22 protein-coding genes are annotated in these 23939 nt (G+C 66.9%); 9 read left to right on the top strand and 13 right to left on the bottom strand.

Going from position 1 to position 23939, the window contains the following annotated elements; translation table 11 throughout:
- Positions 1 to 448 precede the first annotated feature (448 nt).
- Together EV668_RS03980 and EV668_RS03975 are read right to left on the bottom strand one after the other, a co-directional pair.
- Positions 449 to 1393, bottom strand: a complete 945-nt coding sequence (locus EV668_RS03980; protein ID WP_133768536.1) for an acetamidase/formamidase family protein — start codon at positions 1391 to 1393, stop codon at positions 449 to 451.
- Positions 1394 to 1441: 48 nt separating this feature from the next.
- On the bottom strand, positions 1442 to 2647 hold the full coding sequence (locus tag EV668_RS03975) for a sensor domain-containing diguanylate cyclase (RefSeq protein WP_133768535.1): 1206 nt from the start codon (positions 2645 to 2647) through the stop codon (positions 1442 to 1444).
- Between the two features lie 452 nt (positions 2648 to 3099).
- Here EV668_RS03975 and EV668_RS03970 point away from each other — a divergent pair, with 452 nt between their 5' ends.
- Both EV668_RS03970 and EV668_RS03965 read left to right on the top strand, forming a co-directional pair.
- The gene (locus EV668_RS03970; protein ID WP_133768534.1) at positions 3100 to 4698 is read left to right on the top strand and encodes a peptide chain release factor 3; all 1599 of its coding nucleotides are present in this window, start codon (positions 3100 to 3102) and stop codon (positions 4696 to 4698) included.
- 54 nt (positions 4699 to 4752) lie between these two features.
- Complete coding sequence (locus EV668_RS03965) at positions 4753 to 5334, top strand: endonuclease domain-containing protein (RefSeq protein ID WP_245512823.1); 582 nt, start codon at positions 4753 to 4755, stop codon at positions 5332 to 5334.
- 378 nt (positions 5335 to 5712) lie between these two features.
- Here EV668_RS03965 and EV668_RS03960 read toward each other — a convergent pair whose 3' ends face one another.
- From EV668_RS03960 to EV668_RS03950, 3 genes are all read right to left on the bottom strand, one after another.
- Positions 5713 to 6888, bottom strand: coding sequence for a DGQHR domain-containing protein (locus EV668_RS03960; RefSeq protein WP_133768533.1), 1176 nt, complete (start codon positions 6886 to 6888; stop codon positions 5713 to 5715).
- Entirely contained in the window at positions 6885 to 7349 is a 465-nt protein-coding gene (locus tag EV668_RS03955) for a hypothetical protein (RefSeq protein ID WP_133768532.1), read from the bottom strand. The genes EV668_RS03960 and EV668_RS03955 overlap by 4 nt, the downstream gene beginning before the upstream one ends.
- Before the next feature lie 62 nt (positions 7350 to 7411).
- Positions 7412 to 8230 (bottom strand): DNA adenine methylase, encoded by an 819-nt coding sequence (locus tag EV668_RS03950; RefSeq protein ID WP_133768531.1) that lies wholly within the window; start codon positions 8228 to 8230, stop codon positions 7412 to 7414.
- Between the two features lie 829 nt (positions 8231 to 9059).
- Between EV668_RS03950 and EV668_RS03945 the strand changes: the two genes are divergently transcribed.
- Positions 9060 to 9635 (top strand): hypothetical protein, encoded by a 576-nt coding sequence (locus tag EV668_RS03945; protein WP_133768530.1) that lies wholly within the window; start codon positions 9060 to 9062, stop codon positions 9633 to 9635.
- Positions 9636 to 9765: 130 nt separating this feature from the next.
- Here EV668_RS03945 and EV668_RS03940 read toward each other — a convergent pair whose 3' ends face one another.
- The gene (locus tag EV668_RS03940; RefSeq protein WP_133768529.1) at positions 9766 to 10788 is read right to left on the bottom strand and encodes a zinc-binding dehydrogenase; all 1023 of its coding nucleotides are present in this window, start codon (positions 10786 to 10788) and stop codon (positions 9766 to 9768) included.
- 55 nt (positions 10789 to 10843) lie between these two features.
- Positions 10844 to 11599 carry a TrmB family transcriptional regulator gene (locus EV668_RS03935; protein WP_133768528.1) on the bottom strand — a complete coding sequence of 252 codons (756 nt, stop codon included), beginning with the start codon at positions 11597 to 11599 and terminating at the stop codon, positions 10844 to 10846.
- Positions 11600 to 11841: 242 nt separating this feature from the next.
- On the opposite strand from EV668_RS03935, the gene EV668_RS03930 reads away from it, so the two are divergent.
- Genes EV668_RS03930 through EV668_RS03920 form a run of 3 tightly spaced genes read left to right on the top strand, consistent with a single transcriptional unit; the run spans position 11842 to position 14553 of the window.
- Positions 11842 to 12666 (top strand): ABC transporter permease, encoded by an 825-nt coding sequence (locus EV668_RS03930; protein ID WP_245512821.1) that lies wholly within the window; start codon positions 11842 to 11844, stop codon positions 12664 to 12666.
- A gap of 13 nt (positions 12667 to 12679) precedes the next feature.
- Complete coding sequence (locus EV668_RS03925) at positions 12680 to 13510, top strand: ABC transporter ATP-binding protein (protein WP_133768526.1); 831 nt, start codon at positions 12680 to 12682, stop codon at positions 13508 to 13510.
- Entirely contained in the window at positions 13507 to 14553 is a 1047-nt protein-coding gene (locus EV668_RS03920; protein WP_133768525.1) for an ABC transporter substrate-binding protein, read from the top strand. Before EV668_RS03925 ends, EV668_RS03920 begins: the two co-directional genes overlap by 4 nt.
- Before the next feature lie 206 nt (positions 14554 to 14759).
- Here EV668_RS03920 and EV668_RS03915 read toward each other — a convergent pair whose 3' ends face one another.
- The gene (locus tag EV668_RS03915) at positions 14760 to 15671 is read right to left on the bottom strand and encodes an MBL fold metallo-hydrolase (RefSeq protein WP_166652327.1); all 912 of its coding nucleotides are present in this window, start codon (positions 15669 to 15671) and stop codon (positions 14760 to 14762) included.
- Between the two features lie 186 nt (positions 15672 to 15857).
- Here EV668_RS03915 and EV668_RS03910 point away from each other — a divergent pair, with 186 nt between their 5' ends.
- Complete coding sequence (locus EV668_RS03910) at positions 15858 to 16769, top strand: Bug family tripartite tricarboxylate transporter substrate binding protein (RefSeq protein ID WP_166652326.1); 912 nt, start codon at positions 15858 to 15860, stop codon at positions 16767 to 16769.
- A gap of 54 nt (positions 16770 to 16823) precedes the next feature.
- Here EV668_RS03910 and EV668_RS03905 read toward each other — a convergent pair whose 3' ends face one another.
- Genes EV668_RS03905 through EV668_RS03885 form a run of 5 tightly spaced genes read right to left on the bottom strand, consistent with a single transcriptional unit; the run spans position 16824 to position 20783 of the window.
- Positions 16824 to 17573 carry an SDR family NAD(P)-dependent oxidoreductase gene (locus tag EV668_RS03905; RefSeq protein WP_133768522.1) on the bottom strand — a complete coding sequence of 250 codons (750 nt, stop codon included), beginning with the start codon at positions 17571 to 17573 and terminating at the stop codon, positions 16824 to 16826.
- Positions 17570 to 18853 carry a beta-ketoacyl-ACP synthase gene (locus EV668_RS03900; protein WP_133768521.1) on the bottom strand — a complete coding sequence of 428 codons (1284 nt, stop codon included), beginning with the start codon at positions 18851 to 18853 and terminating at the stop codon, positions 17570 to 17572. The genes EV668_RS03905 and EV668_RS03900 overlap by 4 nt, the downstream gene beginning before the upstream one ends.
- Positions 18854 to 18865: 12 nt before the next feature.
- Positions 18866 to 20005: a beta-ketoacyl-ACP synthase gene (locus EV668_RS03895; protein WP_133768520.1), complete on the bottom strand. Its 1140-nt coding sequence runs from the start codon at positions 20003 to 20005 to the stop codon at positions 18866 to 18868.
- A gap of 2 nt (positions 20006 to 20007) precedes the next feature.
- Complete coding sequence (locus EV668_RS03890; RefSeq protein ID WP_133768519.1) at positions 20008 to 20460, bottom strand: 3-hydroxyacyl-ACP dehydratase FabZ family protein; 453 nt, start codon at positions 20458 to 20460, stop codon at positions 20008 to 20010.
- 41 nt (positions 20461 to 20501) lie between these two features.
- Positions 20502 to 20783: an acyl carrier protein gene (locus tag EV668_RS03885; RefSeq protein WP_133768518.1), complete on the bottom strand. Its 282-nt coding sequence runs from the start codon at positions 20781 to 20783 to the stop codon at positions 20502 to 20504.
- A gap of 325 nt (positions 20784 to 21108) precedes the next feature.
- Here EV668_RS03885 and EV668_RS03880 point away from each other — a divergent pair, with 325 nt between their 5' ends.
- Together EV668_RS03880 and EV668_RS03875 are read left to right on the top strand one after the other, a co-directional pair.
- On the top strand, positions 21109 to 22320 hold the full coding sequence (locus EV668_RS03880; protein WP_133768517.1) for a putative DNA modification/repair radical SAM protein: 1212 nt from the start codon (positions 21109 to 21111) through the stop codon (positions 22318 to 22320).
- Position 22321: 1 nt separating this feature from the next.
- Complete coding sequence (locus tag EV668_RS03875; protein ID WP_133768516.1) at positions 22322 to 23782, top strand: UdgX family uracil-DNA binding protein; 1461 nt, start codon at positions 22322 to 22324, stop codon at positions 23780 to 23782.
- The last annotated feature ends 157 nt before the right edge of the window (positions 23783 to 23939 follow it).

The raw sequence follows: 23939 nt of genomic DNA, 5'->3' as shown, positions 1-23939 counted from the left end.
CCCGTCTCGGTGACCCTTCCCGGCCTCTCCGCATGTCCCGGTCGACAGGCCGACCCTGCGTGGATTCAGCCCCCTCGACCGTCTCCAGCGAGGCCTTGCGCGCTCAACCCCCGTCCCGATGGCCCGGAGGGCGGCGGACGGGAGCACGCTTCTTCGCGGCGATTGGCGCGCAGCGCATATCCGGCAGTATCGCCTCGACGAGGCGATCCAATGCCGCCTCGACCGCCTCCTGGTCGGGACGCCCCTGCCCGCCTGCCGGCGCGTCATGGGCGGCGGCGGAACGGCTCTCTTCGACCGGCGTCGACGGATGGGTGTCGTCCTGCATGCCCGCGCCTCTAAGCCGACAGGCTCGACCGAGCCACACGCCGGACGCAGAGGCCGATGACCGCGCGGGGCTTGCCTGCCCGCTGGACCTGCGCCGAATCGAGCCTCCCCCGGCCGACCGCCGCTATAGGCGCCCCACGAGACAGCTTTTCGACAGGACGCAGTGAACGCCGTTGTTGCCGTTCACGAGCTGAGTGATCCGGAGGTCCGCGGCAAGGCTGCAGAGCATGTAGGCCTCGGCGCGCGACAGCCCCGTGCGCTCGACGATCAGGTCGATCATGAGCCGCAGAGCCGTGCGGGCGCAATCGTCGAGGTCGGGATCGAACGCCATCGTGATGACGCTGTCCGGCGTCTCGGCCTGCGGCCAGCCAAGCTTCATGTCGTCGCGGACGATGAGCGTGAAGGTGCCGACGAGCCCGGTCTCGATCGCCGTGACGCAGACTTCCCCGTCTCCCTGCACGCCGTGTCCGTCACCGACCGAGAAATGCGCTCCGTCGACATGGATCGGCAGATACAGCGTCGTGCCGGCGACAAGCTCCTTGTTGTCGAGATTTCCGCCATTGCGGCGGGGAGGAAGCGTCGAAACCATGCCCCAGCCGGGCGGCGGCGCGACTGCCATGACGCCGAAGAACGGCTTCAAGGGAAGTTCGAGCCCCCAGGGCAGACGACCGGTCATACGCTCCCGATCGAGCGGGATGTGAATGAGATGGCGCTCACTCACCTCTTCGGGCAGCGCACCCTTGAGAGGTGCGGCGAAGGTGTAGCCCCAGTCGTAATGCAGCTCGATCGCCTCGATCCTGACCTCGAGCACCTGGCCCGCCTTCGCACCGCGCACCGCGACAGGGCCGGTGCACATATGGCCCGGCAGCCGGTTCGGCACCTCCCGCTGCACGGCCTTCAGCGCCTCCGGGACGACGAGTGGAGGCGGCGGCATCACGTCGGCAGGTCCCGACACGGTCGAGATCGTTACCCGCTCGCCGCTCTGGACGGTGAGCACGGGCGGAAGCGCCGCATCGAAATACCCCCAGTGGACGGTCTTCGGACCAGCTTCCAAACGATGGTGGGGCATGACGGCCTGCTCGACGAGGTGGAATCGGGACGCAGCAGGCTTTCCCAGTCAACTGGCCTTGGCAAGCCGATCATGGACCTCGACGCGGTTCCGACCGATCGTCTTGGCGCGATAGAGCGCGCGGTCGGCATCTTCGCGAAGCATGGCCACCGGGCCCATGGCGACACCGATGCTGACGCTCAGTTGCGGCAGGGTGCTGGAGACGTGGATCGCTTCGCGGATGCGCTCGGCCAGCACGACGACTTGCGCCAACGGGCGGACACCCAGGAGAACCGCGAATTCCTCGCCCCCGATCCGTGCGGCGAGCCCGCCTTCCGCCGCAGCCTCGATCTGCAGGATGGAGGCGATCCGTCGAAGGCAATCATCTCCGACCAGATGACCGAACGCGTCGTTCACGCTCTTGAAGTGATCGGCATCGATCAACAACAGGCTCGCCTCCCGCTCCCGTGCGAAGGCCTCGTCGAAGGCACGCCGGTTGGCCAAACCCGTCAGGCTGTCGCGATCAGCCAGTTGCTGCAGCTCCCGTTCACGACGCCGGCTTGCCGTGACGTCGCTGTGGACGAGGTACGAGTGGTCCTGGTCGGCATGGCGATTGACGACACGTCGCCAACGATCGCCCGGAAGTTCGACGAGGAACGGAGCGCTATCATATCTCAGGCTGTTGCGGATGGCCGCGGACAGCGCGGCCGAAAGCGATGCGGGCCCCCAGGACCTGGCGACGAGGCCCGCCAGCGTCTCGCCGACGATCACCTCTTCGTCCGCGACGTCGTAAAGCTGCCTGAACCGCGAATTCGCCGCGATGATCCGGTCGTTCGAATCGAGAATGCAGCAACCATCCGCAATCTTGTCGAGAGCATCGAAGGCCGGAGGCCCTTCGCTTTTGGACGCCCTTTCGCGATGGGCGGCCTCCCTCCACATCCTCACGCGGCCTCCCCTTGGCAGTGGGACGGAGGCAACGCGCAGAACCCGGCCGTGATGCGTGAACTCGAACGGGGCCGATTGCTGCAGATGCCGCTGCACACCCTCGGCGACGAGGCGATCGATCTGCAGAAGATCCGACGCGTCCAGCCGCGCGCGGTAGAACCGGTGCAGATTATCGGCGTACGGCTCTCCAGCCTCGATGACGCCGGCATGCTCGGGGAAGAATCGCTCGAACGTCCTGTTCCAGCGCACGACCCGCAGATCGACGTCATATTCCGCCATCGCGATGTCGAGTGCATCGAGAGCCGCGGCGTAAGCGTCGGGCGCAGTCATGCGGCCCCGATAGCAGCCGCTCGTGAAGCGAGGCTTAAGCCGACACCTCAAGGTAGAGCGACCGCAAAGCCCAGCTTGAAAAATCGAAGGGCCGCCCCTGCGGGCGGCCCTTCCATTGTCGTATGTGAGGCCCGAAGACCGTCGGCGGCGCTTCGCAGCGCGGCCTGAAACCCTTAAGCCCGCGCCTCGAGGAGGCGGAGGTCAGGGTCACGGGGATCGAAGACCGCACCCAGGGACAATGAGATCACTCGATCACCTCCTTTCAGTTGATTGCAGGGAGTTTGAATATTGGGGGGTTGGGTGCGATGCACAACGGGCCGGCCGGCCCAAGCCTGTGGACAACTCGCCGCGCAGGGCTGTGGACAGGCTGTGGACGGCGCGCCCCTCGCCCCGGGCGCGGTTCTGTGGCATCGGCTGCGCCATCCCCCGACGCCACCAAGCCCCGCATTCCGATGAGCGCCCCCGCCTCCCCCGAATCCGCCGTCGCGAAGCGCCGCACCTTCGCGATCATCTCGCACCCGGACGCCGGCAAGACGACGCTGACCGAGAAGCTCCTCCTCTTCGGCGGCGCGATCCAGCTCGCCGGCGAGGTCAAGGCCAAGCGCAACCGCGTCTCGACCCGCTCGGACTGGATGAACATCGAGAAGGAGCGCGGCATCTCGGTCGTGACCTCGGTGATGACGTTCGAATATGGCGGCCGCGTCTTCAACCTCCTCGACACCCCGGGCCACGAGGACTTCTCGGAGGACACCTACCGCACCCTCACCGCGGTCGATTCCGCCGTCATGGTCATCGACGCCGCCCGCGGCATCGAGGCCCGCACGCGAAAACTGTTCGAGGTCTGTCGCCTGCGCGACATCCCGATCGTCACCTTCATCAACAAGATGGACCGCGAGACGCGCGACCCCTTCGACCTCCTCGACGAGATCGAGAAGACGCTCGCCCTCGACACCGCCCCGGTGAACTGGCCGATCGGCCGCGGCCAGCATTTCGCCGGCACGCTCGATCTCGCCAACAACCTCGTCCGCCGCCTCGACGCCGATGCCGAGCCGACCCCCGTCTCCGGCCCGGACGATCCCGCCTGCATCGGGCTCCTGCCCGAGCACGAGCGCGAGGCCTGGCTGGAAGAGGTGATGCTGGCCCAGGAGGGCCTCAAGCGCTTCGAGGAGGCCCCCTTCCGCGAGGGCCATCTCACGCCCGTCTTCTTCGGCTCGGCGCTGAAGAATTTCGGCGTCCGCGACCTCATCGACGCCCTCGCCGCCGTCGCCCCCTCCCCGCGCGGGCAGGAGGCCGACAAGCGCCTCGTCGCGCCGACCGAGCCCGGCATGACCGGCTTCGTCTTCAAGATCCAGGCGAACATGGACCCGAACCACCGCGACCGCATCGCCTTCATGCGCGTCTGTTCGGGCCGGCTCCAGCGCGGCATGAAGGCAAAGCTCGTGCGAACGGGGAAGCCGATCTCGCTGACGGCGCCGCAATTCTTCTTCGCGCAGGACCGCTCGATCGCCGACGAGGCCTATGCCGGCGACGTCGTCGGCATCCCGAACCACGGCACGCTCCGCATCGGCGACACGCTGACGGAGGGCGAGCAGCTCGCCTTCAACGGCGTGCCGAGCTTCGCCCCCGAGATCCTGCGCCGCATCAAGCTCTCCGACCCGATGAAGGCGAAGAAGCTGCGCGAGGCGCTCCAGCAGATGGCCGAGGAGGGCGTCGTCCAGCTCTTCCTGCCGAATGACGGCTCCCCCGCCATCGTCGGCGTCGTCGGCGCCCTCCAGCTCGACGTGCTCAAGGAGCGCCTCAAGATCGAATACGGCATCCCGATCGACTACGAGCAGAGCCGCTTCAACATCGCCCGCTGGATCATGTCCGACGAGCGCGGCGAGGTCGACAAGTTCGTCGACAAGAACACCTCCGCCATGGCCCGCGACCTCGACGGAGCCCCCGTCTTCCTCGCCCCCTCCGCCTACGGCCTGAAATACGAGGAGGACCGCCACCCGGCGATCCGCTTCACGGACATCAAGACGTACCAGGCGAGGGACAAGGCGGCGTAGGACACAGCGCCCCCTCCACCACCCTTCGGGTGGTCCCCCTCCCCCGCTGCGCGGGTGAGGAACCCGGGGGACGTCGGGGCGTCGGGGATCCTCCCCCCGCTTGCGGGGGAGGCTATCTCATATGGCAATGACCGCAGTGGCGCTGCTCCCCTCCCCCTCGCGGGGAGGGGCCGGGGGTGGGGGGCGCGCCGCTGCCGTCGACCTCGACGGGGCGGCACGCCCCCCATCCGACCCTCCGCTTCGCTCGGGCCACCTTCCCCGCAAGGGGGAAGGAAGGCGAGAAGCACCGAGATCAAGCGCGCGCTGCGCCGCAAAGCCCTCGCCGGCTTCCGCTTCCGCCGCCAGCACCCGATCGGGCCCTATGTGCTCGACTTCTATTGCCCGGAGGCGCGGCTCGCCCTCGAAGTCGACGGCGCCGCCGACGACCACCCGACCCGCGCCGCCCATGACGCGCACAGGACAGCCTGGCCCGCGGAGCACGCCATCCGCGTCCTCCGCCTTCCCGCCCGCGACGTCCTGCGCGGCGACGACGCCGAACACGTCCTCCCGACCATCGAGGCGGCCTGCGCGGAATGCGCGGAGACCCTGGGATCCTCCCCCGCCAGGCCGGGGAGGTGGCAGCCGCAAAGCGGCTGACGGAGGGGCCTCGCGAACGTCCGTCCCTCTCCTGCGCCTGCGGCTGAGATACGAGGACAGGTGTCCGGCGATCCGGACCCGGCATTCGACGCGAGGAACGATGTCGGTCCACTACCCGCGCTTCGCGAAGGCAAAAACCCGCCCCTGAAACGCGTCAATTCCTGATCGTTGATAGCCGCAATCTCATACGCAGCATTGGTACTGAGATAAAACCGATTGGCATACGCGAGCAACGCCCGCAAATCGTTTGTCTTTACCTGACTAATTGTCGGCCAGATCTTGCAAACAGACGCCAAAAACAGGCGGAACAAACGTCCCGCCGAATCCTTTTTGACCAACATAAAGTCAATATAATCTAATTTATTATATTTTTAAACATCAAATATCAAGCCGAAGAATAGACATAAAGTCTCGATACAGCTTACCCTCTCCAGTGCTTCCCGGAGGATATTCTTCTACGTTGAAGCGATCATGACCGAAAGTAATCGGACTAAGCGCCGCAAAAAATTTCTCGACCTTCGGCACGTTACCGGGTTGTGCTATGCTCCGATATATAGGTCCAAGAGAGCGCATTAGCGCCCGAAAACCGCTTGCACGGTTCAAAATAAGGCCCGGCGCGGTGCTTTTCCAGCCTTCTGGCCATTTATTTTCGACAGCCTTGAAATAGTTAAAGATTATCGAAGCGATATCCACATCGCGACCAGCGATGAACATTTCTCTGAAAATGAGAGATTTAGCCACGTCTGGAGCAGTCCGAGGAAGCACCCCCCCGCGAAGCAAAACATCGCGATCAGATTTTGGATCCCGCGAGATGTACCTTATCAGACTTTCAACAAAAGTGGCCTGAGTGATCGACTCTCCAATCCGCCCCGGCGTCGCAAAGCCAAGTCGTTTAATTTTCTTAAAGAATGGGCTCTCCTTATCAGTATCCAGCGTTACCGCGATTTGATGGCATGTCCTTTGCGGACTACGAGTCTTTGCCAAGGCAAATAGATCGTAGGCTAGGCTTTTACTAACTTTTGTCTGCTCCAAGTTGACCGTAGCAAAGATATAACCTTGATCGGAAATGTCGCTACCAATAAAAATGGATACGGGGACGTCGAACGACTCGCGCTTGAAATCGTAGAGTCCTGCGATCCGATGCTGTCCATCCAAAACTCTCGCTACTTGGCGGATCAGAATAGACGGCCTGTCCTCGTCCTCCCGAAAATTGCGGACAGTCATAACCTTCGTGGTATGATCGTAGCTTGCGTACTCATCAGAGATCGCGATGATGACCGTCGACGGAAAGGTCGCGTCAGCGAAGTTCACATACTTTCCGATTTCGGATACGCGCTGCGGATTAAGCGGCCGCTGGATGCCCAGGTAGCGCTCAACGTCCCGCTCTTCCTGAAGCACTCGGCGTACGTCGAAATACGCGATCTGGCCGAGCACATTGTGCGGCACCGATGCGAGGTAAAGATCGCCAATAGGCTGGGTAGCGCGTAGCGCTTGGAACTCAAACGACTTCTTGTCGGGATCGACAAGCGGTAGGGAAAGGTTATCAGCACTCATCGATCCCGCCCCTTCCACTGCGCGTTAAACTCGTCCTGACTATCACGGAACATACTCGTGTCAGCCTGATCGATCCGAAAGCGGGTCATCGCAACGAAATAGGCAAGAAGAACAGAGAAACCAAACAATACACTCGAAGTTATAAGAAACAGCTCCTCTTGGATATTCGAACTAATAATTGACATATCCTTTAGTCGCTTAATCACAAACAAAATTACACTTACAGTAAAAAGAATTATCAAACCAACCAAATATGCGATTCCTCCAGGAAAATGCACCGTGAATGGTGGCTTCATATCCGGGCTCTTTGCGGTGAGATAGAGCGCCACGGGCGCTACAATCGTCGTGGCTCCGAGAAACAGATCGCCACGAGCCAAATTTGCCACGAGCGACGCAGATAGCGTGTCAGAAGATAGTATAATACTGATGAGGCGGCCCATCCATACGGGGGCAAGTCCCATCAGAGCGTTGACACTAACCTCTTTCAGTGCTCGGGACCAAGGTCGTGATGCGCGTGTGCTTTCTAGTGGCATAGCATCGGCCTCATGATAGCCAACAGCTCCGTAACCACCCGTCGCTTTGACCCAGCCGATGCGATCACTGAATGCCGATCAACAAATTCGATGCTGGCCCCACGCTCTTCGTAAAGGGCGACGACGGATTCGTGCGATGCGTTGCTAATGACCGCCGTGGCGCCCCGCCGTGCGGCTGCGGCGCACGCATCTGCTAGTCGAATCTGATCATCCCAAGAGAAAAGATTTTCATTGTATTTAATGAAACCGTTTGTCGAGTGAGTTGTAACATAAGGTGGATCAGCGAATATAAAATCTCCATAATTAGCATTAGATATTGTAACCTGAAAATCCTGACGAACAATCTCGGCAAACTGTAGAGCATTTGCCCAGATATCAAAATCATCATCAGCGCCTATTACTTTCGTTTTCGTACCAATAGGAACGTTAAATTTTCCATCTCGATTAACCCTGAATAGAGCGTTCCAGCAAGTACGATTCAAATAAAGCAACTGCGCTGCACGCTGAGCGCGGTCGTCAAAAGACGCATCGCGAACTTGATAGTAGTATTCACGACTATGTAGATCATGATGGCGGCTCAGCGCCTGTTTCACCTGATCTGGATTATCCCGCACCGCACGATACGTATCGATCAGCCAGGGATTTACGTCGGACAAGATTGCCCGATCTGGCTTGAGAGCAAAAAAAGCCGCGCCGCTGCCCAGAAAGGGCTCGATATACAGACCAAAATTTCTGGGCACTACGCCCCGCAATTTTGGAACCAGCCAGCGCTTTCCGCCCGCCCACTTCAAAAAAGGCGCGATAGTCATTCTAGCGCGGCACTCCCCCAACCGCTGCGACATTATGCCGATAAGCCGGCTGCGCACAATGTGCGCAGCCCCGGCTGCCCTACCCTTGTAGACGAACTCGCCCGCTTCTCGGCGCATAACATTTTAAGGCCTCGGCTCGCCGGGGATTTCCCTAGCACGGCAATAAGAATATATTCGCAGAATGGTGACTACTGCCGCTCGGCCAAATACGGTCCGCTCCCCACCCGCCTCCGGTCACGCCTACCCCGCCGAGGTCGTCGCCTCCGCCCGCGCCCTCATCGTCGAGTCCGGCCTGAGCTATCGCGAGGGCGCCTTGCGATGCGGGGTGCCGGCCGACACGATCGGGCGGTGGGCGCGGCGGTTCGGGTGGCGGCGGGCGAGCGTCGCCGGCGAGGCGAGCGTCGCCTGCGAGGCGGGTGGCGCCGAGATGGCGGGGGACGCGTCCCGTCTTTGCGAGCCAACGGGTCCGGCCTTCGGCCGGCCCGATGACAGGCTCCCCGAAGCAATCCAGCCTGGCCGCAGCACGGACGGCCCCTGGGTTGCTTCGTCGGCTTCGCCTCCTCGCCATGACGGTGGGCGCGATGGGACCGGAGCGGGGGCGCGCGATCCACGACCGCATCATGCCGAGGACGCCGCGAAGCGGCTGTCTCGCAGCCCGCAACACCGGTCTGCGTCCTTCGAGACGCAGCCTGCGGCGGCTCCTCAGGATCACGAGGGAGGGAGTGTCCGGTCGGACGACGGGACGCGCGCCTCGCGCCGTCCCGGCTGCGCCTACCCCGCGGAGCTGCGGGAGGCGGCGCGCGCCAGGGTCGAGGGATCGCGGGAGGCGATGGAGCGGATCGGGCGGGCGCTCGGGGTCTATCGCGGGACGCTCTATCGCTGGGCGAGGCTCGGCGGCTGGCGGCGCCCGGCGCCGCCGGAGCGCCTGACGCCGTCCGGAACGCGCAGGCCGGATTTCTACCGCTCGCGGCGGCTCGGGCGGCCCTATGGCGGCGATGCGGTCGGGACGGCGCGGGACCTCGTCACCGGATCGACCCTGCCGCTGCGGCGCGTGGCCGAACGCGCCGGGATCGGCCGGGCGACGCTCTACCGCTGGATCGCGCGGCGCGGCTGGGTGCGGAATCCGGCGGCGGCGAAAGGGCGCCGGCGCCGCGGGCGCTATCCGCCGGAGGTGGTGGCGGCGGCGCGCGAGCTCGTCCAGACGACGGGCCTCTCCCTCGCCTTCATCGCCGCGCGCGTCGGCGCGACGCCGGAGCGGGTCGGGTATTGGATGCGCACGAAGGGCTGGGGGCGGCCGTGGGATTTGCCGGAGGCGTATGGGCGCGTGCGGCGGGGGCGGCGCAGGCTGGCGCATACCTCTCCCCTTGCGGGAGAGGTCGAGCGACGCGAAGCGTCGGCCGGGTGAGGGGTGCGCACCTTGCGTCGACGGCGTGTCTCCTTGCCCCTCATCCGGTTGCGCTGACGCGCAACTCGACCCTCGGGTCGAGCCCGAGGGCGAGCTTCTCCCGCAAGGGGAGAAGCGGGGGCGCCCGCCCTCAGAGCGTCACGATCACCTTGCCGAAGACCTGTCGGCCCTCGATCCGGGCGAGGCCGCGTTCGAACTCGGCGAGGGGGAAGACGGAATCGATGACGGGCTTCATCCCGCCCGCCATCTTGTCGAGGGCTTGGCGGATGTTCTCGATGCGGCAGCCGAAGGAGCCGGTGATCCGGTATTGCTGCTGGAAGAGCTGCATCAGGTTGATGCTGGCCGTGGGGCCGGAGGTCGCGCCGCAGGTGACGAGGCGCCCGCCGCGCTTCAAGACGAGGAGCGAGCCGTTCCAGGTATCGGCGCCGACATGCTCGAAGACGACGTCGACGCCCTTGCGGCCGGTGAGCTTCCGCACGGCGCCCTCGAAGCGGTCCTCGCGGTAGTTGATGACGTGGTCGGCGCCGAGCGCCTTCGCCTTCGCGCCCTTTTCGTCGTCGCCGACCGTGGTGAAGACCTCGCAGCCGATCGCCTTCGCCATCAGGATCGCCGCCGTGCCGATGCCCGAGCCGCCGGCATGGACGAGGACGGATTCGCCGGGCTCGAGCCGGGCATTGTCGAACAGCATGTGCTGGACGGTGCCGAAGCCGATCGGCGCGCAGGCGGCCTCCTGGAAGGAGACGCCCGGCGGGGCTTTGATCGTCAGGCGGGCCGGCCGGTTCAGCAGCTCGCGCGCAAACCCGTCGATGTGGAAGCCCATGATGCCGGCGACGTTCTCGCAGAGGTTGTCGCGGCCCTCGCGGCAGGCCTTGCAGGTGCCGCAGGTATCGGCGCCGTAGGCCGTGACGACGTCGCCGGGGGCGAAGCCCTCGACGCCCTCGCCGACGCAGACGATCTCGCCCGCCGCCTCGACGCCGGCGGCTTGCGGCATCTTGCGCTTGGCGAAGGCCATGCCGCGGAAGCCCCAGAGGTCGAGATAGTTGAGCCCGACCGCGCGGATGCGGATCTGCACCTCGCCCGGCGCGGGCGGCGGCGGCGGCGCGATCTCTTCGAGCCGCAGGTCGCGGTCGCCGTGGGTCTGGAGGGAGAGCATGGGTTCGAACCGGATAGGGGAGTTGACGGGGATGTCCGACAATGGGCGGCCCCCGTCAATCGGACGGAGCCGGCGGCACCGGCACGCTGATGCCCCAGAGGGCATCGAAGAGGGCGGTCTGGAAGGCGGCGAATTCGCGGCTCTCGATGATGAGGCCGTAGCTCTCGCGCACCGAGGAGATCAGGCAGACGCGCGAGCCGTAGACGAAGGTCGTCATCGCGAGGAGGACGGATTCGGGCGCGAAGCGCAGCTCGCGCAGATCCGCCTCGCTCGTCGGCCAGATCGGCAGGACGTCGCGCTCAGGCGAACGGATGACCCGCATCCAGATGCCCCGGCGCTGGCGCTCGGCGAAGTACTCGTCGATCTCCGGCAGGCCCGGCGCGTCGAGCAGCTCGCTCATGGCGAAGGTGGCGCGTAGGAGGGGCGCCTCGCCCGAGAGCGTGTCCCACAGCGCCTTCCGGATCCCCTCGCGCCCTTCGTGGAGCTGCACATGGGGCCGCCCGCTGCCCGCATTGTAGATGGAGCGCAGGGTCGGCACGAGGTCGTTGAGGAGCTGGCGCCGCGCATCCGCCCGCTCGAGCAGGACGTTCGGCTCGTGCGCGATCACGACGCGCCGCCCGGCGCGCTGCGCGAAGGCCACCAGCCCGTCCTGTTCCAGCTTGACGAGCGCGTCATAGGCGCTGGTGCGGGCGACCCCGGCCTCGGCGGCCACCTGCGCCACCGGCGCCTCCTTCAACCCCATCGCCGCCGTGTAGACCTTGTAGCAGGTCCCGACGATCCCGATCCGGGCGAGCTGCTCTTCGAGCTTCATAGGCGCCTCCCTAGCCAATTTCTTGCCGTCAGGCCAATTATTGAGCGTGTCGGCGTTTGTCGACACTGAATATTCTTGCGAAGAATTCAGTTCAAGCCATTCCGTCCTTCGTCACGTCAAACGGCAAATTGATGCATATTTCGTCAACAGATGCATCGTTTGTAGACGCTCGTCGGCCAGTTTCGCGTTGACGGAAAATCCCGACGAAATAGGGTTCGGGCTGCTCACATATGGAGATGGCAATGTCGAGCCCATCGGCGGCCCTGGCCCGCCCCGCCGCGACGACCGGGCGCCCCCTGGTCCGCCTGCCCAAGACGCGCGGCTTCCGGGCGTTTGTGGGGCTCGGCGTGTTCTTCCTCGTCTGGCAGCTGCTCACCACCACGGGCATCGTCGACGGCTTCATGCTGCCCTCCCCGATCGCCGTCGCCGAGGCCCTCTGGCAGATGGCGATCGACGGATCGCTCTGGGTGCATCTCGGCGCGAGCCTCCAGCGCGTCGCGATCGGCTATCTGATCGCCTGCGTCGTGGGCATCGCCCTCGGCCTTCTCTGCGGCTGGTGGCGCACGGTCTCGGATTACGTGCGGCCCGTCATCGAGGCGCTGCGGCCGATCCCGCCCCTCGCCTGGATCCCGATCACGATCCTCTGGTTCGGCCTCGGCGACGCCGCCTCCTACTTCCTCGTCTTCCTCGGCGCCGTCTTTCCCGCCTTCGTCGCGACCTACACGGCCGTCCGCAGCCTCGACCGGAACCAGATGAACGCGGCGCTCTGCCTCGGCGCGAAGCCCAGCATGCTGCTGTTCGACGTGCTTATCCCCGCCTCCCTGCCGATCGTCCTGCCCGGCCTGCGGATCGCGCTCGGGATCGGCTGGATGTGCGTCGTCACGGCGGAGCTGATCGCGGCCCAGACCGGCCTCGGCTACCTCATCCAGCAGTCCCGCACGCTCTTTCAGATCAACAACGTCGTCGCCGGCATGGTGACGATCGGGCTCGTCGGCCTCGCGATGTCGGCCGCGCTCGAACAAGTCGAGCGCCGGGTCAATGCCTGGGCCCCGTCCGAGCGGCTCTGAGGCACCCACGAGCATGACCATGACCATGACGAAAGCCGCCGCCGCCGCGCCGTCCGGGCCATCCGCCCAGATCGAGATCGGCAATGTCGGGAAGGTCTACGGCACCGCCGGCGACGGAGCGGTCATCGCCCTCGACGGCGTGTCGCTCACCATCGCGCGCGGGGAGTTCGTCTCCCTGCTCGGCCCCTCGGGCTGCGGAAAATCCACCCTGCTCAACATCTTGGCCGGGTTCCAGCCGGCGACAACCGGGCGCATCCTCCAGGACGGGCATCCAATCACCGGGCCGGATCCCTCGCGGACGGTGGTGTTCCAGGACTACGCGCTGTTCGGGTGGATGACCGTCCAGAAGAACGTCGAATTCGGCCTCAAGGCCAAGGGCGTCGGCCGGGCCGAACGGGCCGAGCGGGCGCGCGCGCTGATCGACACCGTCCGCCTCACCGGATTCGAGGACAAGTACCCGCACGAGATCTCGGGCGGGATGAAGCAGCGCGCCGCGATCGCGCGCGCCCTCGCCCCCGATCCCGACATCCTGCTCATGGACGAGCCGTTCGGCGCCCTCGACGCGCAGACGCGGGTGCTCCTGCAGGAGGAGATCGCCCGCATCTCGTCGGAGGCCGGCAAGACCGTGGTCTTCGTCACGCACGGGATCGAAGAAGCCGTCTTCCTGGCCGATCGCGTCGTCGTGATGAGCCCGCGCCCCGGCCGCATCCGGGAGGAGGTGCTCGTGCCGCTGCCCCGGCCGCGCACGGCCGAGATGCGCTCCGATCCCTGGTTCGTGTCCACCGTCAGCGAGCTCTGGGAGACGCTGAAGCCCGATTGGCAGAAAGAGGAAGAGGTATCATGAGCACCCTGACCCGGCGCGGTTTCGGCCGGCTCGCCGCCGGCGCGGCCGTCGTGCCCCTCGCGGCGCCGACCATCCTGCGGGCGCAGGAAGGCGACCTCGTGCGGATGTGCTGGACGAACACCGTGACGGTGTCGGCCCAGGCCCAGCACGCGCTGCTGCGCACGGACATTCCGGCGCGGAACGGCCTGCGCATCCAGATGACCCAGATGAACGGCTCGCCCGCCATCAACGAGGCGCTCGCCTCCAACGCGGCCGATATCGGAAGCGTGTCCGACTTCTCGGCCGTGACCATGATGGCGGTCGGCGCGCCCATCACCACCGTCGCGCTGCAGTCGCGCTTCCGCTCCGCCATCCTCGCGACGACGAAGTCCGGCATCAAGACGATGGCGGATCTGAAGGGCAAGCAGGTCTACGGCCTGTTCGGCATCACGGCCTTCCAGAATGCGCAGGACGCCGTCCGCGCGGCGGGCCTGACGCCCGGCCGCGACGTCACCTTCGTCAATATCGGAACGGCCGAACTGACGGACGCCGTCCGCACGCAGCGGATCGAGGCGTTCTTCCACTGGGATCCGTGGGTCGCCTTCTTCGAGGATGCCGGGCACGCCACGGTGCTGTCGCACAACACGACCCCGGCCATGGTCCTCTCGGCGCGCAGCGACTTCGTGCAGAAGAAGCCAGACGTTCTGAAGCGCTTCCTGCGCGCGCATTCCGAGGCGGTCTTCTATGCGAGCCAGAACCACAAGCTGACGAACGGCTGGTTCCGGTCGCTCGATCCGGCCAAGGGCATCCCGGAGACCGTGATCGAGACGGCTTCCGCCTTCGACCCCGTCTGGAATGCGAAGTCCTTCTCGGAGGTCAGGGCGGCGCTGTCGCCGGCGGAGATCGCGAACATGCAGAATCTCGGCCAGTGGGGGCTCGAGCTGAAGCTCCTTCCCCGCCTGCCGCAGGTCGCGAAGTCGGTGAACACCGAGATCGCCGGCGCGGTCGATGCCGAAGCGGCGAGCAAGCCCTTCGACCCGGCCAGCGTCAAGATCCTGAGCTGAGCCTTCGATGCCCTGAAGCAGGCTGCCGCGCGGCGACGGCGCAGCCTGCTTCAGTCTCGTGACCGCATCCCGTCACTGCGGGCCGGCCGGCGCCGGTCCGCCTCTCATGCTGGAGCACGCTGCGGAACGGCGGAATAAACCCTGGAAGCAGCGTGCTGCGCCCATCGGTCGGAGCACGCCGGCAAGTCCGTGAAGGGCGGCGTGCCTCAGGAGGCGACGCGCATGGTGCCCGACGCGTCCAGGACCAGCGTCTGGAAGTGCGGGGGAACGAACACTTCCGAATCCGGCGACACGGCCTTGACCTCGCGGATGAAGGCGTCGGTCTGAGCGAGCGCCTTGTCCTGGCTGGCACCGAAGGGCAATCCCTGGTCGTCCCAATGGGTTGCCACGACGAGGCGCGGCCGCCCGAGGCTGCGCAGGAGCCGCTCCGTATAGGCGTGGATCTCGAGCCGCGGAGGCGCGGAGGCGACGAAGACGACGTCCGGCCGGAGGCCCTCAACCTCACGCTCGATGTAGTTCATCGAGCCGAACAAAAGGATCTCGCGGCCGCCGATGCGGATCTGATACGCGAGCGTTCCGCCTTCCACGAACTCATCGAGCTGCAGCGGCCCGTCCTTCTGGGGAACGGTGCCGAAATCCTTGTAGAGCTTGCAGGACAGCGCCGAATGGAGGCTCGGGATCACCTTCAGCGAAAAGGTCTTGTACTCGTAATCCTCGCCGCCGCGGACGGCATGGATCTGCTCATCCGGCACGCCGCCATTTGCGGCGATGTTGCAGGTGCTCTCGGTCCCGATGACCACCGCCCCGGTGCGCCGCGCGATATAGGGCATGTCCATCGCGTGGTTGAAATGCGAGTGGGACAGGAGGATGTAATCGGCCTTCGGTACGTGACGGTCGATCGTGGCCGTGTCGTTCGGCGCGGATTCGTCGAGCCGGACCACCGGACGCGGATCGTTCGGAATGTCGGTCGCGTCGTGGGGTCCGTAACGCCTCCCCTGGAACCGCACCCGCGACAGATAGGGATCGAGGAGGATGACGGTCTCGCCGTCGGTGATCGACCACCCTGCCGCGCCGAAATGCGTGAACCGCAATTCGCGTGTGTTCCTCGTGTCCCTCAAGTCAACCTCGCCGTCGAACGTGTTGCGTGTCGGCCGACGCAACCTTCGCGCGGCTTGACAGATCTGGCCGAAGCCTTGCTTTCGATCCGGCCGCAGACAATTGGAGTCAAGGGCTCAAACATGGTTTCGCAGGGTCTCAGGCGCCTCGGATACGGCGTTCTCGCACTCCTCCTATCGACGGGTTTCGTGGCTCCAGCGGCAGCGGAATATCCGGATCGAGGCATCCGCATCCTCGTGCCGTATCCGGCCGGGGGGCCGAACGACATCCTGGCGAGAATGCTCGGGGACAAGCTGACCCAGAGCTTCGGCAAGCAGACCATCATCGAGAACAGGCCGGGCGCCGGCGGCAACATCGCGGTCGACGCGGCGGCACGTGCCGAGCCGGACGGATACACCGCCGTCCTCCCCGCCATGGCCTATGCGGTGAACCCGTATCTCTATGCCCGCGTGCCGTACAAGTTCGAGAGCCTGAAGGCGGTCTCGATCGTCGCCTCCGGCCCTCTTGTGCTCGTCGTGACTCCCTCGCTCGGCGTCTCGAGCGTCCAGGACCTGATCAAGCTGGCGAAGGAGAAGCCGGGCGCGCTCAGCTATGCTTCGGGCGGCAACGGCTCGTCGCTCCATCTCGCCGCCGAGATGTTCAAGCGCGAGGCAGGGGTCGACATGGTCCACGTCCCCTACAAGGGCACGAACGACCTGATCGCCGACCTCCTGACCGGCCGGGTCCCCTTGGCGTTCCTGTCGCCTCTGAATGCCCGTGAACTCGTCAAGGACGGCCGGCTGAAAGCCCTCGCCGTCACGACCTCGCAGCGGAGCCCGGGATGGGACGAGGTGCCGACCGTCGCCGAGCAGGGCCTTCCCGGCTTCAACGTCGAAGGCTGGTACGCGGTCCTCGTTCCGGCCGGCTCGCCGCCCGCGACGATCGAGACCCTGAACCACGCGCTCAAGCAGGCGCTCGAAAGCCCGGATATCGGGAACCGCCTCCGTTCGCTCGGCATCCAGCCGGTCGGCACCACGCCGGACGACGCGGAAGCCTTCCTGAAGAGCGAGCGCGCGAAGTGGCAGAAGCTCGTCGAGGACGCGAAGCTCAAGGCCGATTGAGGCGAGCTTCGCGCGACGTGCGGGCGGGCCTCCGTCGGGTCCGCCCTTCCTCCGCTACCGATGCACGCCGAGCATCGCCGAGAGGCCGCCGTCGACCGGCAGGACGGCGCCGGTGACGTAGCCGGCGCCCGGCCCCACCAGGAAGCCGACGAGGGCGGCGACGTCGCCCGGGGCGGCGAAGCGGCCGGCTGGGATCTGCGTCTCCATCTTGGCGCGATAGGCGGCGTAGGGCGCCATCATCTCGGTGTCGATGAAGCCCGGCGCGACGTAGTTCACGGTGATGCCGCGCTTCGCGCTCTCGACCGCGAGGGTGCGGCAATAGGAGAGCAGCGCCCCCTTCGAGGCCGCATAGGCGGCGTTGCCGGGATTGCCCTGGAGCGCGGCGACGGAGCCGATGACGACGATGCGCCCGCCGCGCGCGCGGATCATCCCGCGCAGGACCGATTTCGCGAGCCGCGTCAGCGACCAGAAATTCACCTGCATCGCCGCCTCCGCCTTGTCCTGCGCCATCATGGCGGCGAGGACGTCGTAGGATTGGCCGGCATTGTGGACGAGGCCCCAATAGGCTTCGTCCTCGAGCGCCTCGGCGAAGATGTCGAGCGAGCCCGTCTCGGAGAGGTCGAGAGGATGGGCGGTGACGCGCGCATCCGGCGCGCTCGCCTTCAGGGCGGCGATCAGCGCCTCCGCCTCGTCGGCGGAATTGCGGAAGGTGAAATCGACGTCGAACCCGGCCGAGGCGAGATGGGTCACGATGGCGGCGCCGACCCCGCGCGCGCCGCCGGTGACGAGGACGCGTTTTCTCATCTCGGCTCCGCTGCGATGACGAGGCAGGTGTTCTGGCCGCCGAAGCCGAAGGAGTTCGACAAAACGGTCGAGACCTGCGCGTCCCGCGCCTCGTTCGGCACGACGTCGAGCGGGATGGCGGGATCGGGCACGGCGTAGTTGATCGTCGGCGGGAGACGTCCGTTCAGGATCGTCATCAGCGACAGGGCGGCCTCGATCGCGCCCGCCGCCGTCAGCGTGTGCCCGATCATCGACTTGTTGGACGAGATCGGCACGGATTTCATCCGCTCGCCGAGCACGGCCATGAGGCCCAGCGCCTCCATCTTGTCGTTCTCGGGCGTGCCGGTGCCGTGGGCGTTGACGTAGTCGATGTCGTCCGGCGCGAGGCCCGCATCCGCGATCGCGTCGCGGATGGCGTCGATGATCGGCCGTCCGTCCGGGCTCGAGCGGGTGCGGTGGAAGCCGTCGCCCTTCTCCCCGGCGCCGAGCACGTAGCCGAGGATCGTCGCGCCGCGCGCGCGGGCGCTCTCGGCGCTTTCGAGGACGAGGGCGCCGGCCCCCTCCCCCATGATGAAGCCGTCGCGGTTCTTGGCGAAGGGCTTTACCGCGCCCTCCGGATCGTCGTTGCTGCTCGTCGACAGCGCCGAGAGCAGCGAGAAGCGGATCAGCGATTCGGGGTTCACCGAGCCGTCGGTGCCGATGCAGAGCGCGGCCTCCGTCTCGCCCCGTCGGATCGCCTCGACGCCGAGCTGGATCGCGGTCGCGCCCGACGAGCAGGCGGTCGAGAGCGAGATCGGCACGCCGACGGTGCCGAACCGGTCGGCCAGGCGGTCGGCGACGGTGCCGAACAGGAAGAGCTCGTGGAAGGCGGCGAAGCGGCCGGTGCGCGCGCCCGCCAGGAGATCGGCATAGGTGACGTCGCCGCTCTGGCCCGAGGCCTCGGCGATCTCGCGGCGCTGCGGCCAGTCGAGCTCGACCGGCGGCACGGCGACGAAGAGCGCGCCCGGGAAATCCCCTTTGCGGCCGAGGCCCGCCTGCGCGACCGCCTCGTCGGCGGCGAGTTCGGCGAAGCGCTCGGAGAGGACGGGCGCGCAGAAGGGCTCGGCCTCGACGAAATCGACCGTGCCCGCGATCGAGGTGCGCAGGCCCTCGATCGGGAAGCGCTGGATCCGGTGGATGCCGGAACGGCCGGCGGTGAGCGCGGCCCAGTTCTCGTCGCGCCCCTGCCCGAGCGAGGTCACGAGCCCGATCCCCGTCACGGCGACGAGAGGCCGGCCCTGGCTGTCCGTGGTGGCTGTCATGATGGACCTAATCTAGTCCGGCGCGGTGAGCCGCACCAAGCCCTCGCCGCGCCGGTGACCGACGGAGGTGGCGACGACGTCGCGCGCGGCGCCGCTCGCGACGAGACCCGCCGCGACGGCAGCCGCCGCGGGCGCGCTCGCCTCCATCGGATGCCCGATGAAGTCGCCGAGATGGCTGACCGTCGCGCCCGGGGCGAGAAGATCGAGCGCGGCCGATTCCTCAGCCGTGATCGGGGCGATTCCGGTCGCGCCGCTGATCACCCGGTCGGGCCTCGCGGCGCCGAGCTTCGGCCAGGCCTCGCCGAAGGCCTGCGAGACGCTGCCGGGCTCGCGCCGCGTGCGGACCGAGACGACCGGCTCGATGCGGGCGAGCGCCTTGGCGCCGCGCGCCGCCGCGTGCTCCTCGCTTTCGAGAACGAGGAACGCGCCAGCCGAGCCGAGGATGAAGCCCGCCTCGCCCACGGCATCGCCGCGTTCGGCGACGGGCGCGAACCCGTCGCGGCGGACGAAGCCGCCGAGTTCGTAGATGAGCGGGCCGTCGGGCCGCTCGGCATTGTAGGAGCCGCCGGCGAGCATGATGTCGACCTGCCCGGCCGCGATCCGCGCCTCGGCGATGCGGAGCGCTTCGACGCCCGCCGATTCCTCGCCCATGAAGGTGCGCGAGGCCCCGGTCACGCCGTGGACGATGGCGATGTTGCCGGCGGCGAGATTCGACAATTGCGCCAGGAACAGCGTCGGGCGGAGATCCGACAGGAGATGTTCGTTGAGATAGGCGCCGGGATCGGCCGCCTCGCGCAGGCCCGTCAGGATCTGGCCGTCGACGGCGAAGTCGCGCTCGCCGCCGCCCGCCGCGACCACGAGCTGCATCCGCCCCTTGAGCGCCGGATCCTCCTTCGCGCCCGCCGCATCGAGCGCGAGGCCGGCCGCATAGCAGCCGAGCCGCTGCCAGGCCTCCATCTGCCGCTGATCGGACTTCTTCGGGATCTGCCGATCCCATTCGAGCGGCGTGACCGCATGGACGGGATAGCCGGAGAGCGGCTCGGCCTTGACCGGGCCGTGCCCGCCCGCGGCGATGGCGGCGAGATGGGCCTCGATCCCCTCCCCGAGGGCGGAGACGATGCCGATTCCGGTGACGACAACGGAGCGACGCATGGTTAGGCCTCGAGCCCGATGGCGCGCGCCCGCTCGCGCATCAGCGGCCCCATCTCGGCGGGGAAGGGCATGACGCGGAAGCGCAGCCCGGCATCGGCGATCTTCTTGCCGCCGGCGGAGATCGACGCCTTGGTGACGGCATAGCCCGAGCCCTCGTGCTCGATCTCGGCCGTGACGTCGAGCACGACGTCGGGGCCGACGAAATCACGGAAGCGCGCCTTGTCGACGCCCATCAGGAACGGCATCTGCGCGAACCCCATCTTCGACAGGAGGAGATAGCCCGATGCCTGGGCCATCGTCTCGGTCATCAGCACGCCCGGCAGCAGCGGCCGGCCGGGGAAGTGACCTTCGAAGACCGGGCTCGCGCTCGGCACGTTCGCGCGCGCCGCGATCCGCCCGGCCTCGTGATCGATCGACACCACGCGGTCGATCATTTCGAAATATTCGAGCCGCATCTCGTTCGTGCAACTTGGTGGGATGCGGGCGGGGCCCGCGATCAGGCCGTCTTGGCGGCGACGAGCGCGTCGATGCGAGCGACGAGGTTCTTCAGCACGAAGTATTCCTCGGCCGGAACCTTGCCCTCGTTGACCTCCTGCGTCCACTTCTCCAGCGGCAGCTTGATGCCGAAGGCCTTGTCGACGGCGAAGGCGATGTCGAGGAAGGCGAGCGAATCGATACCGAGATCGTCGATCGCGTGGCTCTCCGGCGTGATCTTCTCGCGCGGGATGTCGGCGGTCTCGGAAATGATGCCCGCGACCGTATCGAAGGTTGAGGACATGGGCCTCGAATCTCCATTCATTGCGTGAACCAGGACCGCCCGCTCACGCAAAACAGGTCCGCCGGGGCCGGCAAGACCGCCCCGTGATCGTTCCCGGCCTTACACGAGGGGTGCCCCATCGGCAACCGCGCAGCAGGGTTGTGCAGGGCGGGGGCGGCCGGCGGAGCGTCCCTCCCGTCAATGCGAGGAGGCGCAGCCGACGCGGCAACCCAGGACCGGCGCACGGCGGACAGGACTGGGTTGCTTCGCTGCGCTCGCAATGACGACCTCTCTGTCCCCTCGGAGTCGTTGAAATCGGCGCCATCGGAACATATACAGAACAACGATGGATCCCAAGGTCAATCGCAAGCTCCGCATCCTGGCCGATGCGGCCAAATACGACGCCTCCTGCGCCTCGTCGGGGGCGAGCAAGCGGTCGAGCGGCAAGGAAGGCATCGGATCGACGACGCCCATCGGCATCTGCCATTCCTACACGCCGGATGGCCGCTGCGTTTCGCTGCTCAAGATCCTTCTCACCAACGCCTGCCTCTACGACTGCGCCTATTGCATCAACCGGCGCTCCTCGAACGTCGAGCGCGCCCGGTTCTCCGTGCGGGAGGTCGTCGACCTCACCCTCGCCTTCTACAAGCGCAACTATATCGAGGGCCTGTTTCTGTCCTCCGGCATCATCCGCTCGCCGGACTACACGATGGAGCAGATGCTGCTCGTCGCGAAGACGCTTCGGCAGGAGCATCTCTACCGCGGCTACATCCACCTGAAGACCATTCCCGAGGCGAGCCCGTGGCTGATCGAGCAGGCGGGCCTGTGGGCCGACCGGCTCTCGATCAATCTCGAACTCCCGACCGAATCGGGCCTTGCGCGCTACGCGCCCGAGAAGAAGGCGCCGACGATCCGGTCCGCCATGGGCCAGATGAAGGAGCGGATCGCGGAGGCGAAGGAGGAGCGGCGCAGCTTCTCGCCCGCCGGCCAATCGACCCAGCTCATCGTCGGCGCCGACGAGGCGAACGACCATGACGTCCTGCGCACGAGCGCGGGCCTCTACCGCTCCTACGACCTGCGCCGGGTCTATTATTCGGCCTTCAGCCCGATCCCCGATGCCAGCAGCGCCCTGCCCGCCCGCGCGCCGCCGCTCCAGCGCGAGAACCGCCTCTACCAGGCCGATTGGCTGCTGCGCCATTACGGCTTCGAGGTCGACGAGATCGCGGCGGGCGGCGAGGCGGGGATGCTCGATCTCGAGATCGATCCGAAGCTCGCCTGGGCCTTGAAGAACCGGCACCGCTTCCCGGTCGACGTCAACCTCGCCGAGCGCGAGGCGCTGCTGCGCGTGCCGGGCCTCGGCAAGCGGGCGGTCGACCGCATCGTCCTCGCGCGGCGGCACATGCGCCTGCGCCTCGCCGATCTCCGGCGGCTGAGCGGAGCGCTCCGGCGCGCCCTCCCCTTCCTCGTCGCGGCCGATCATCATCCCGGCCGCTCGCTGGACCGGCTCGATCTGCGCAGCCGCCTCGTCCCGCCGCCGACCCAGCTCGCCCTGTTCTGACATGCGCCGGATCGCCCTCGCCGACGGCGCCGATCTCGACGGCTTCCGCCTCGCCGCCCGGACGCTCGTCGCGGAGGGCGCCCTGCCCGAGGACGTCGTCTGGGAGAGCGGCCCGCAGGCGGAGCTGTTCGGCGGCGAAGCGCCGGCGGAGGTGCCCCCGCTCCAGCTTCCGCGCGCCCTCGGAACGCTGGCGCGGGAGGTCGTGCCGCATCGCGATCCCGAGCGCTACGCGCTCCTCTATGCCGCGATCTGGCGCATCCTGCGGGGCGAGCGCGGCCTCCTCGAGATTGCGAGCGACCCGGTCGTCCACCGCCTTGGGCTGATGGCGCGCGCCGTGCGGCGGGACATCCACAAGATGCACGCCTATCTGCGCTTCCGCCGGGTCGGCGGCGAGGAGGCGCTCCCGGAGGAGCAGCCGGGAGCAGAGGAGCCTCGCCGGCGCGAGCGCTACGCGGCCTGGTTCGAGCCCGACCATTTCATCCTCGAAGCGGCGACGCCCTTCTTCGTCGACCGCTTCGGCGGCTTCGACTGGCTGATCGCGACTCCCGTCGGCACGGCCGGCTGGAACGGCCGCGACCTCGCCTTCGGCCCGCCCGGACGGCGCGAAGACGCGCCCTCCTCGGATGCCTTCGAGACCGGCTGGACGGATTACTACGCCGCGATCTTCAATCCGGCCCGCACCAATCCGACGCTCATGCGCTCGCATATGGCGAAGAAGTACTGGCACAACCTGCCGGAAGCGGCGGCGATCCCCGATCTCGTGCGCCGGGCGCAGCCGCGGGCCCTCGCCATGATCGAGACGGAGCCGACGATGCCGAAGAAGCGCATGCCGGCCGCCGCCCTCGCCGTGATGCACGACCAGGCGCCGCGCTCCCTCGCCGAGTTGAACGGCCTGATCGCCAAGGCCGGGCCGCTCGTTCCCGGCGCGACCCAGGCCGTGTTCGGGGAAGGCCCGAACCATCCCGGCATCGCCTTCGTCGGCGAGCAGCCGGGCGACGAGGAGGACCTCCAGGGTCGCCCCTTCGTCGGCCCGGCCGGCCGCCTGCTCGACCGCGCCTTCGCGGAGGCCGGGATCGACCGGACCCGCGCATATCTCACCAACGCGGTGAAGCATTTCAAATTCGAGCAGCGCGGCAAGCGCCGCCTGCACCAGAAGCCGACGACCGGCGAGGTCGCGCATTATCGCTGGTGGCTCGAGCGGGAGCTCGATCTCGTCGCGCCGACGCTCGTTGTCGCGCTCGGCGCGACGGCCGTGCTGGCCCTCGCCGGCAAGGCCGTGCCGGTCACGAAGGCGCGCGGCCCCGCGACCTTCCTGCACGAGAGGCCCGGCTTCGTGACCGTGCACCCCTCCTACCTCCTCCGCCTGCCGGACGAGGCCGCGAAACGCGAGGCCTATGACCGCTTCGTCGCCGACCTGCGGGAGGCGAAGGCGCTCGGCGAGGCGATGAAGCAGGCGGCCTGAGGGCGTCGAAGTTCGACAGGAAGCAGCCTCCACCCTCCCCTGGAGGGGGAGGAGCCTGCCCCGGACTTGATCCGGGGTCGGACCGCAGGTCCGGGGGTGGGTGACGCACGGCCTCCGCCGCGAAGAGGCCGGAGATGAGTTGAGCGGGTTTCACCCA

The organism is Enterovirga rhinocerotis, assembly GCF_004363955.1.
Classification (GTDB): domain Bacteria; phylum Pseudomonadota; class Alphaproteobacteria; order Rhizobiales; family Beijerinckiaceae; genus Enterovirga; species Enterovirga rhinocerotis.
Note: the sequence above shows the minus strand (reverse complement) of the source record. Positions and strands in the feature narration are given on the sequence as shown.

What these genes read in the sequence shown, in the direction of transcription:
- EV668_RS03980 (WP_133768536.1), bottom strand. Translation starts at nt 1,393, where the DNA reads ATGCCCCACCATCGTTTGGAAGCTGGTCCGAAGACCGTCCACTGGGGG.
- EV668_RS03975 (WP_133768535.1), bottom strand. Translation starts at nt 2,647, where the DNA reads ATGACTGCGCCCGACGCTTACGCCGCGGCTCTCGATGCACTCGACATC.
- EV668_RS03970 (WP_133768534.1), top strand. Translation starts at nt 3,100, where the DNA reads ATGAGCGCCCCCGCCTCCCCCGAATCCGCCGTCGCGAAGCGCCGCACC.
- EV668_RS03960 (WP_133768533.1), bottom strand. Translation starts at nt 6,888, where the DNA reads ATGAGTGCTGATAACCTTTCCCTACCGCTTGTCGATCCCGACAAGAAG.
- EV668_RS03955 (WP_133768532.1), bottom strand. Translation starts at nt 7,349, where the DNA reads ATGGGACTTGCCCCCGTATGGATGGGCCGCCTCATCAGTATTATACTA.
- EV668_RS03950 (WP_133768531.1), bottom strand. Translation starts at nt 8,230, where the DNA reads ATGACTATCGCGCCTTTTTTGAAGTGGGCGGGCGGAAAGCGCTGGCTG.
- EV668_RS03945 (WP_133768530.1), top strand. Translation starts at nt 9,060, where the DNA reads ATGGAGCGGATCGGGCGGGCGCTCGGGGTCTATCGCGGGACGCTCTAT.
- EV668_RS03940 (WP_133768529.1), bottom strand. Translation starts at nt 10,788, where the DNA reads ATGCTCTCCCTCCAGACCCACGGCGACCGCGACCTGCGGCTCGAAGAG.
- EV668_RS03935 (WP_133768528.1), bottom strand. Translation starts at nt 11,599, where the DNA reads ATGAAGCTCGAAGAGCAGCTCGCCCGGATCGGGATCGTCGGGACCTGC.
- EV668_RS03930 (WP_245512821.1), top strand. Translation starts at nt 11,842, where the DNA reads ATGTCGAGCCCATCGGCGGCCCTGGCCCGCCCCGCCGCGACGACCGGG.
- EV668_RS03925 (WP_133768526.1), top strand. Translation starts at nt 12,680, where the DNA reads ATGACCATGACCATGACGAAAGCCGCCGCCGCCGCGCCGTCCGGGCCA.
- EV668_RS03920 (WP_133768525.1), top strand. Translation starts at nt 13,507, where the DNA reads ATGAGCACCCTGACCCGGCGCGGTTTCGGCCGGCTCGCCGCCGGCGCG.
- EV668_RS03905 (WP_133768522.1), bottom strand. Translation starts at nt 17,573, where the DNA reads ATGAGAAAACGCGTCCTCGTCACCGGCGGCGCGCGCGGGGTCGGCGCC.
- EV668_RS03900 (WP_133768521.1), bottom strand. Translation starts at nt 18,853, where the DNA reads ATGACAGCCACCACGGACAGCCAGGGCCGGCCTCTCGTCGCCGTGACG.
- EV668_RS03895 (WP_133768520.1), bottom strand. Translation starts at nt 20,005, where the DNA reads ATGCGTCGCTCCGTTGTCGTCACCGGAATCGGCATCGTCTCCGCCCTC.
- EV668_RS03890 (WP_133768519.1), bottom strand. Translation starts at nt 20,460, where the DNA reads ATGCGGCTCGAATATTTCGAAATGATCGACCGCGTGGTGTCGATCGAT.
- EV668_RS03885 (WP_133768518.1), bottom strand. Translation starts at nt 20,783, where the DNA reads ATGTCCTCAACCTTCGATACGGTCGCGGGCATCATTTCCGAGACCGCC.
- EV668_RS03880 (WP_133768517.1), top strand. Translation starts at nt 21,109, where the DNA reads ATGGATCCCAAGGTCAATCGCAAGCTCCGCATCCTGGCCGATGCGGCC.
- EV668_RS03875 (WP_133768516.1), top strand. Translation starts at nt 22,322, where the DNA reads ATGCGCCGGATCGCCCTCGCCGACGGCGCCGATCTCGACGGCTTCCGC.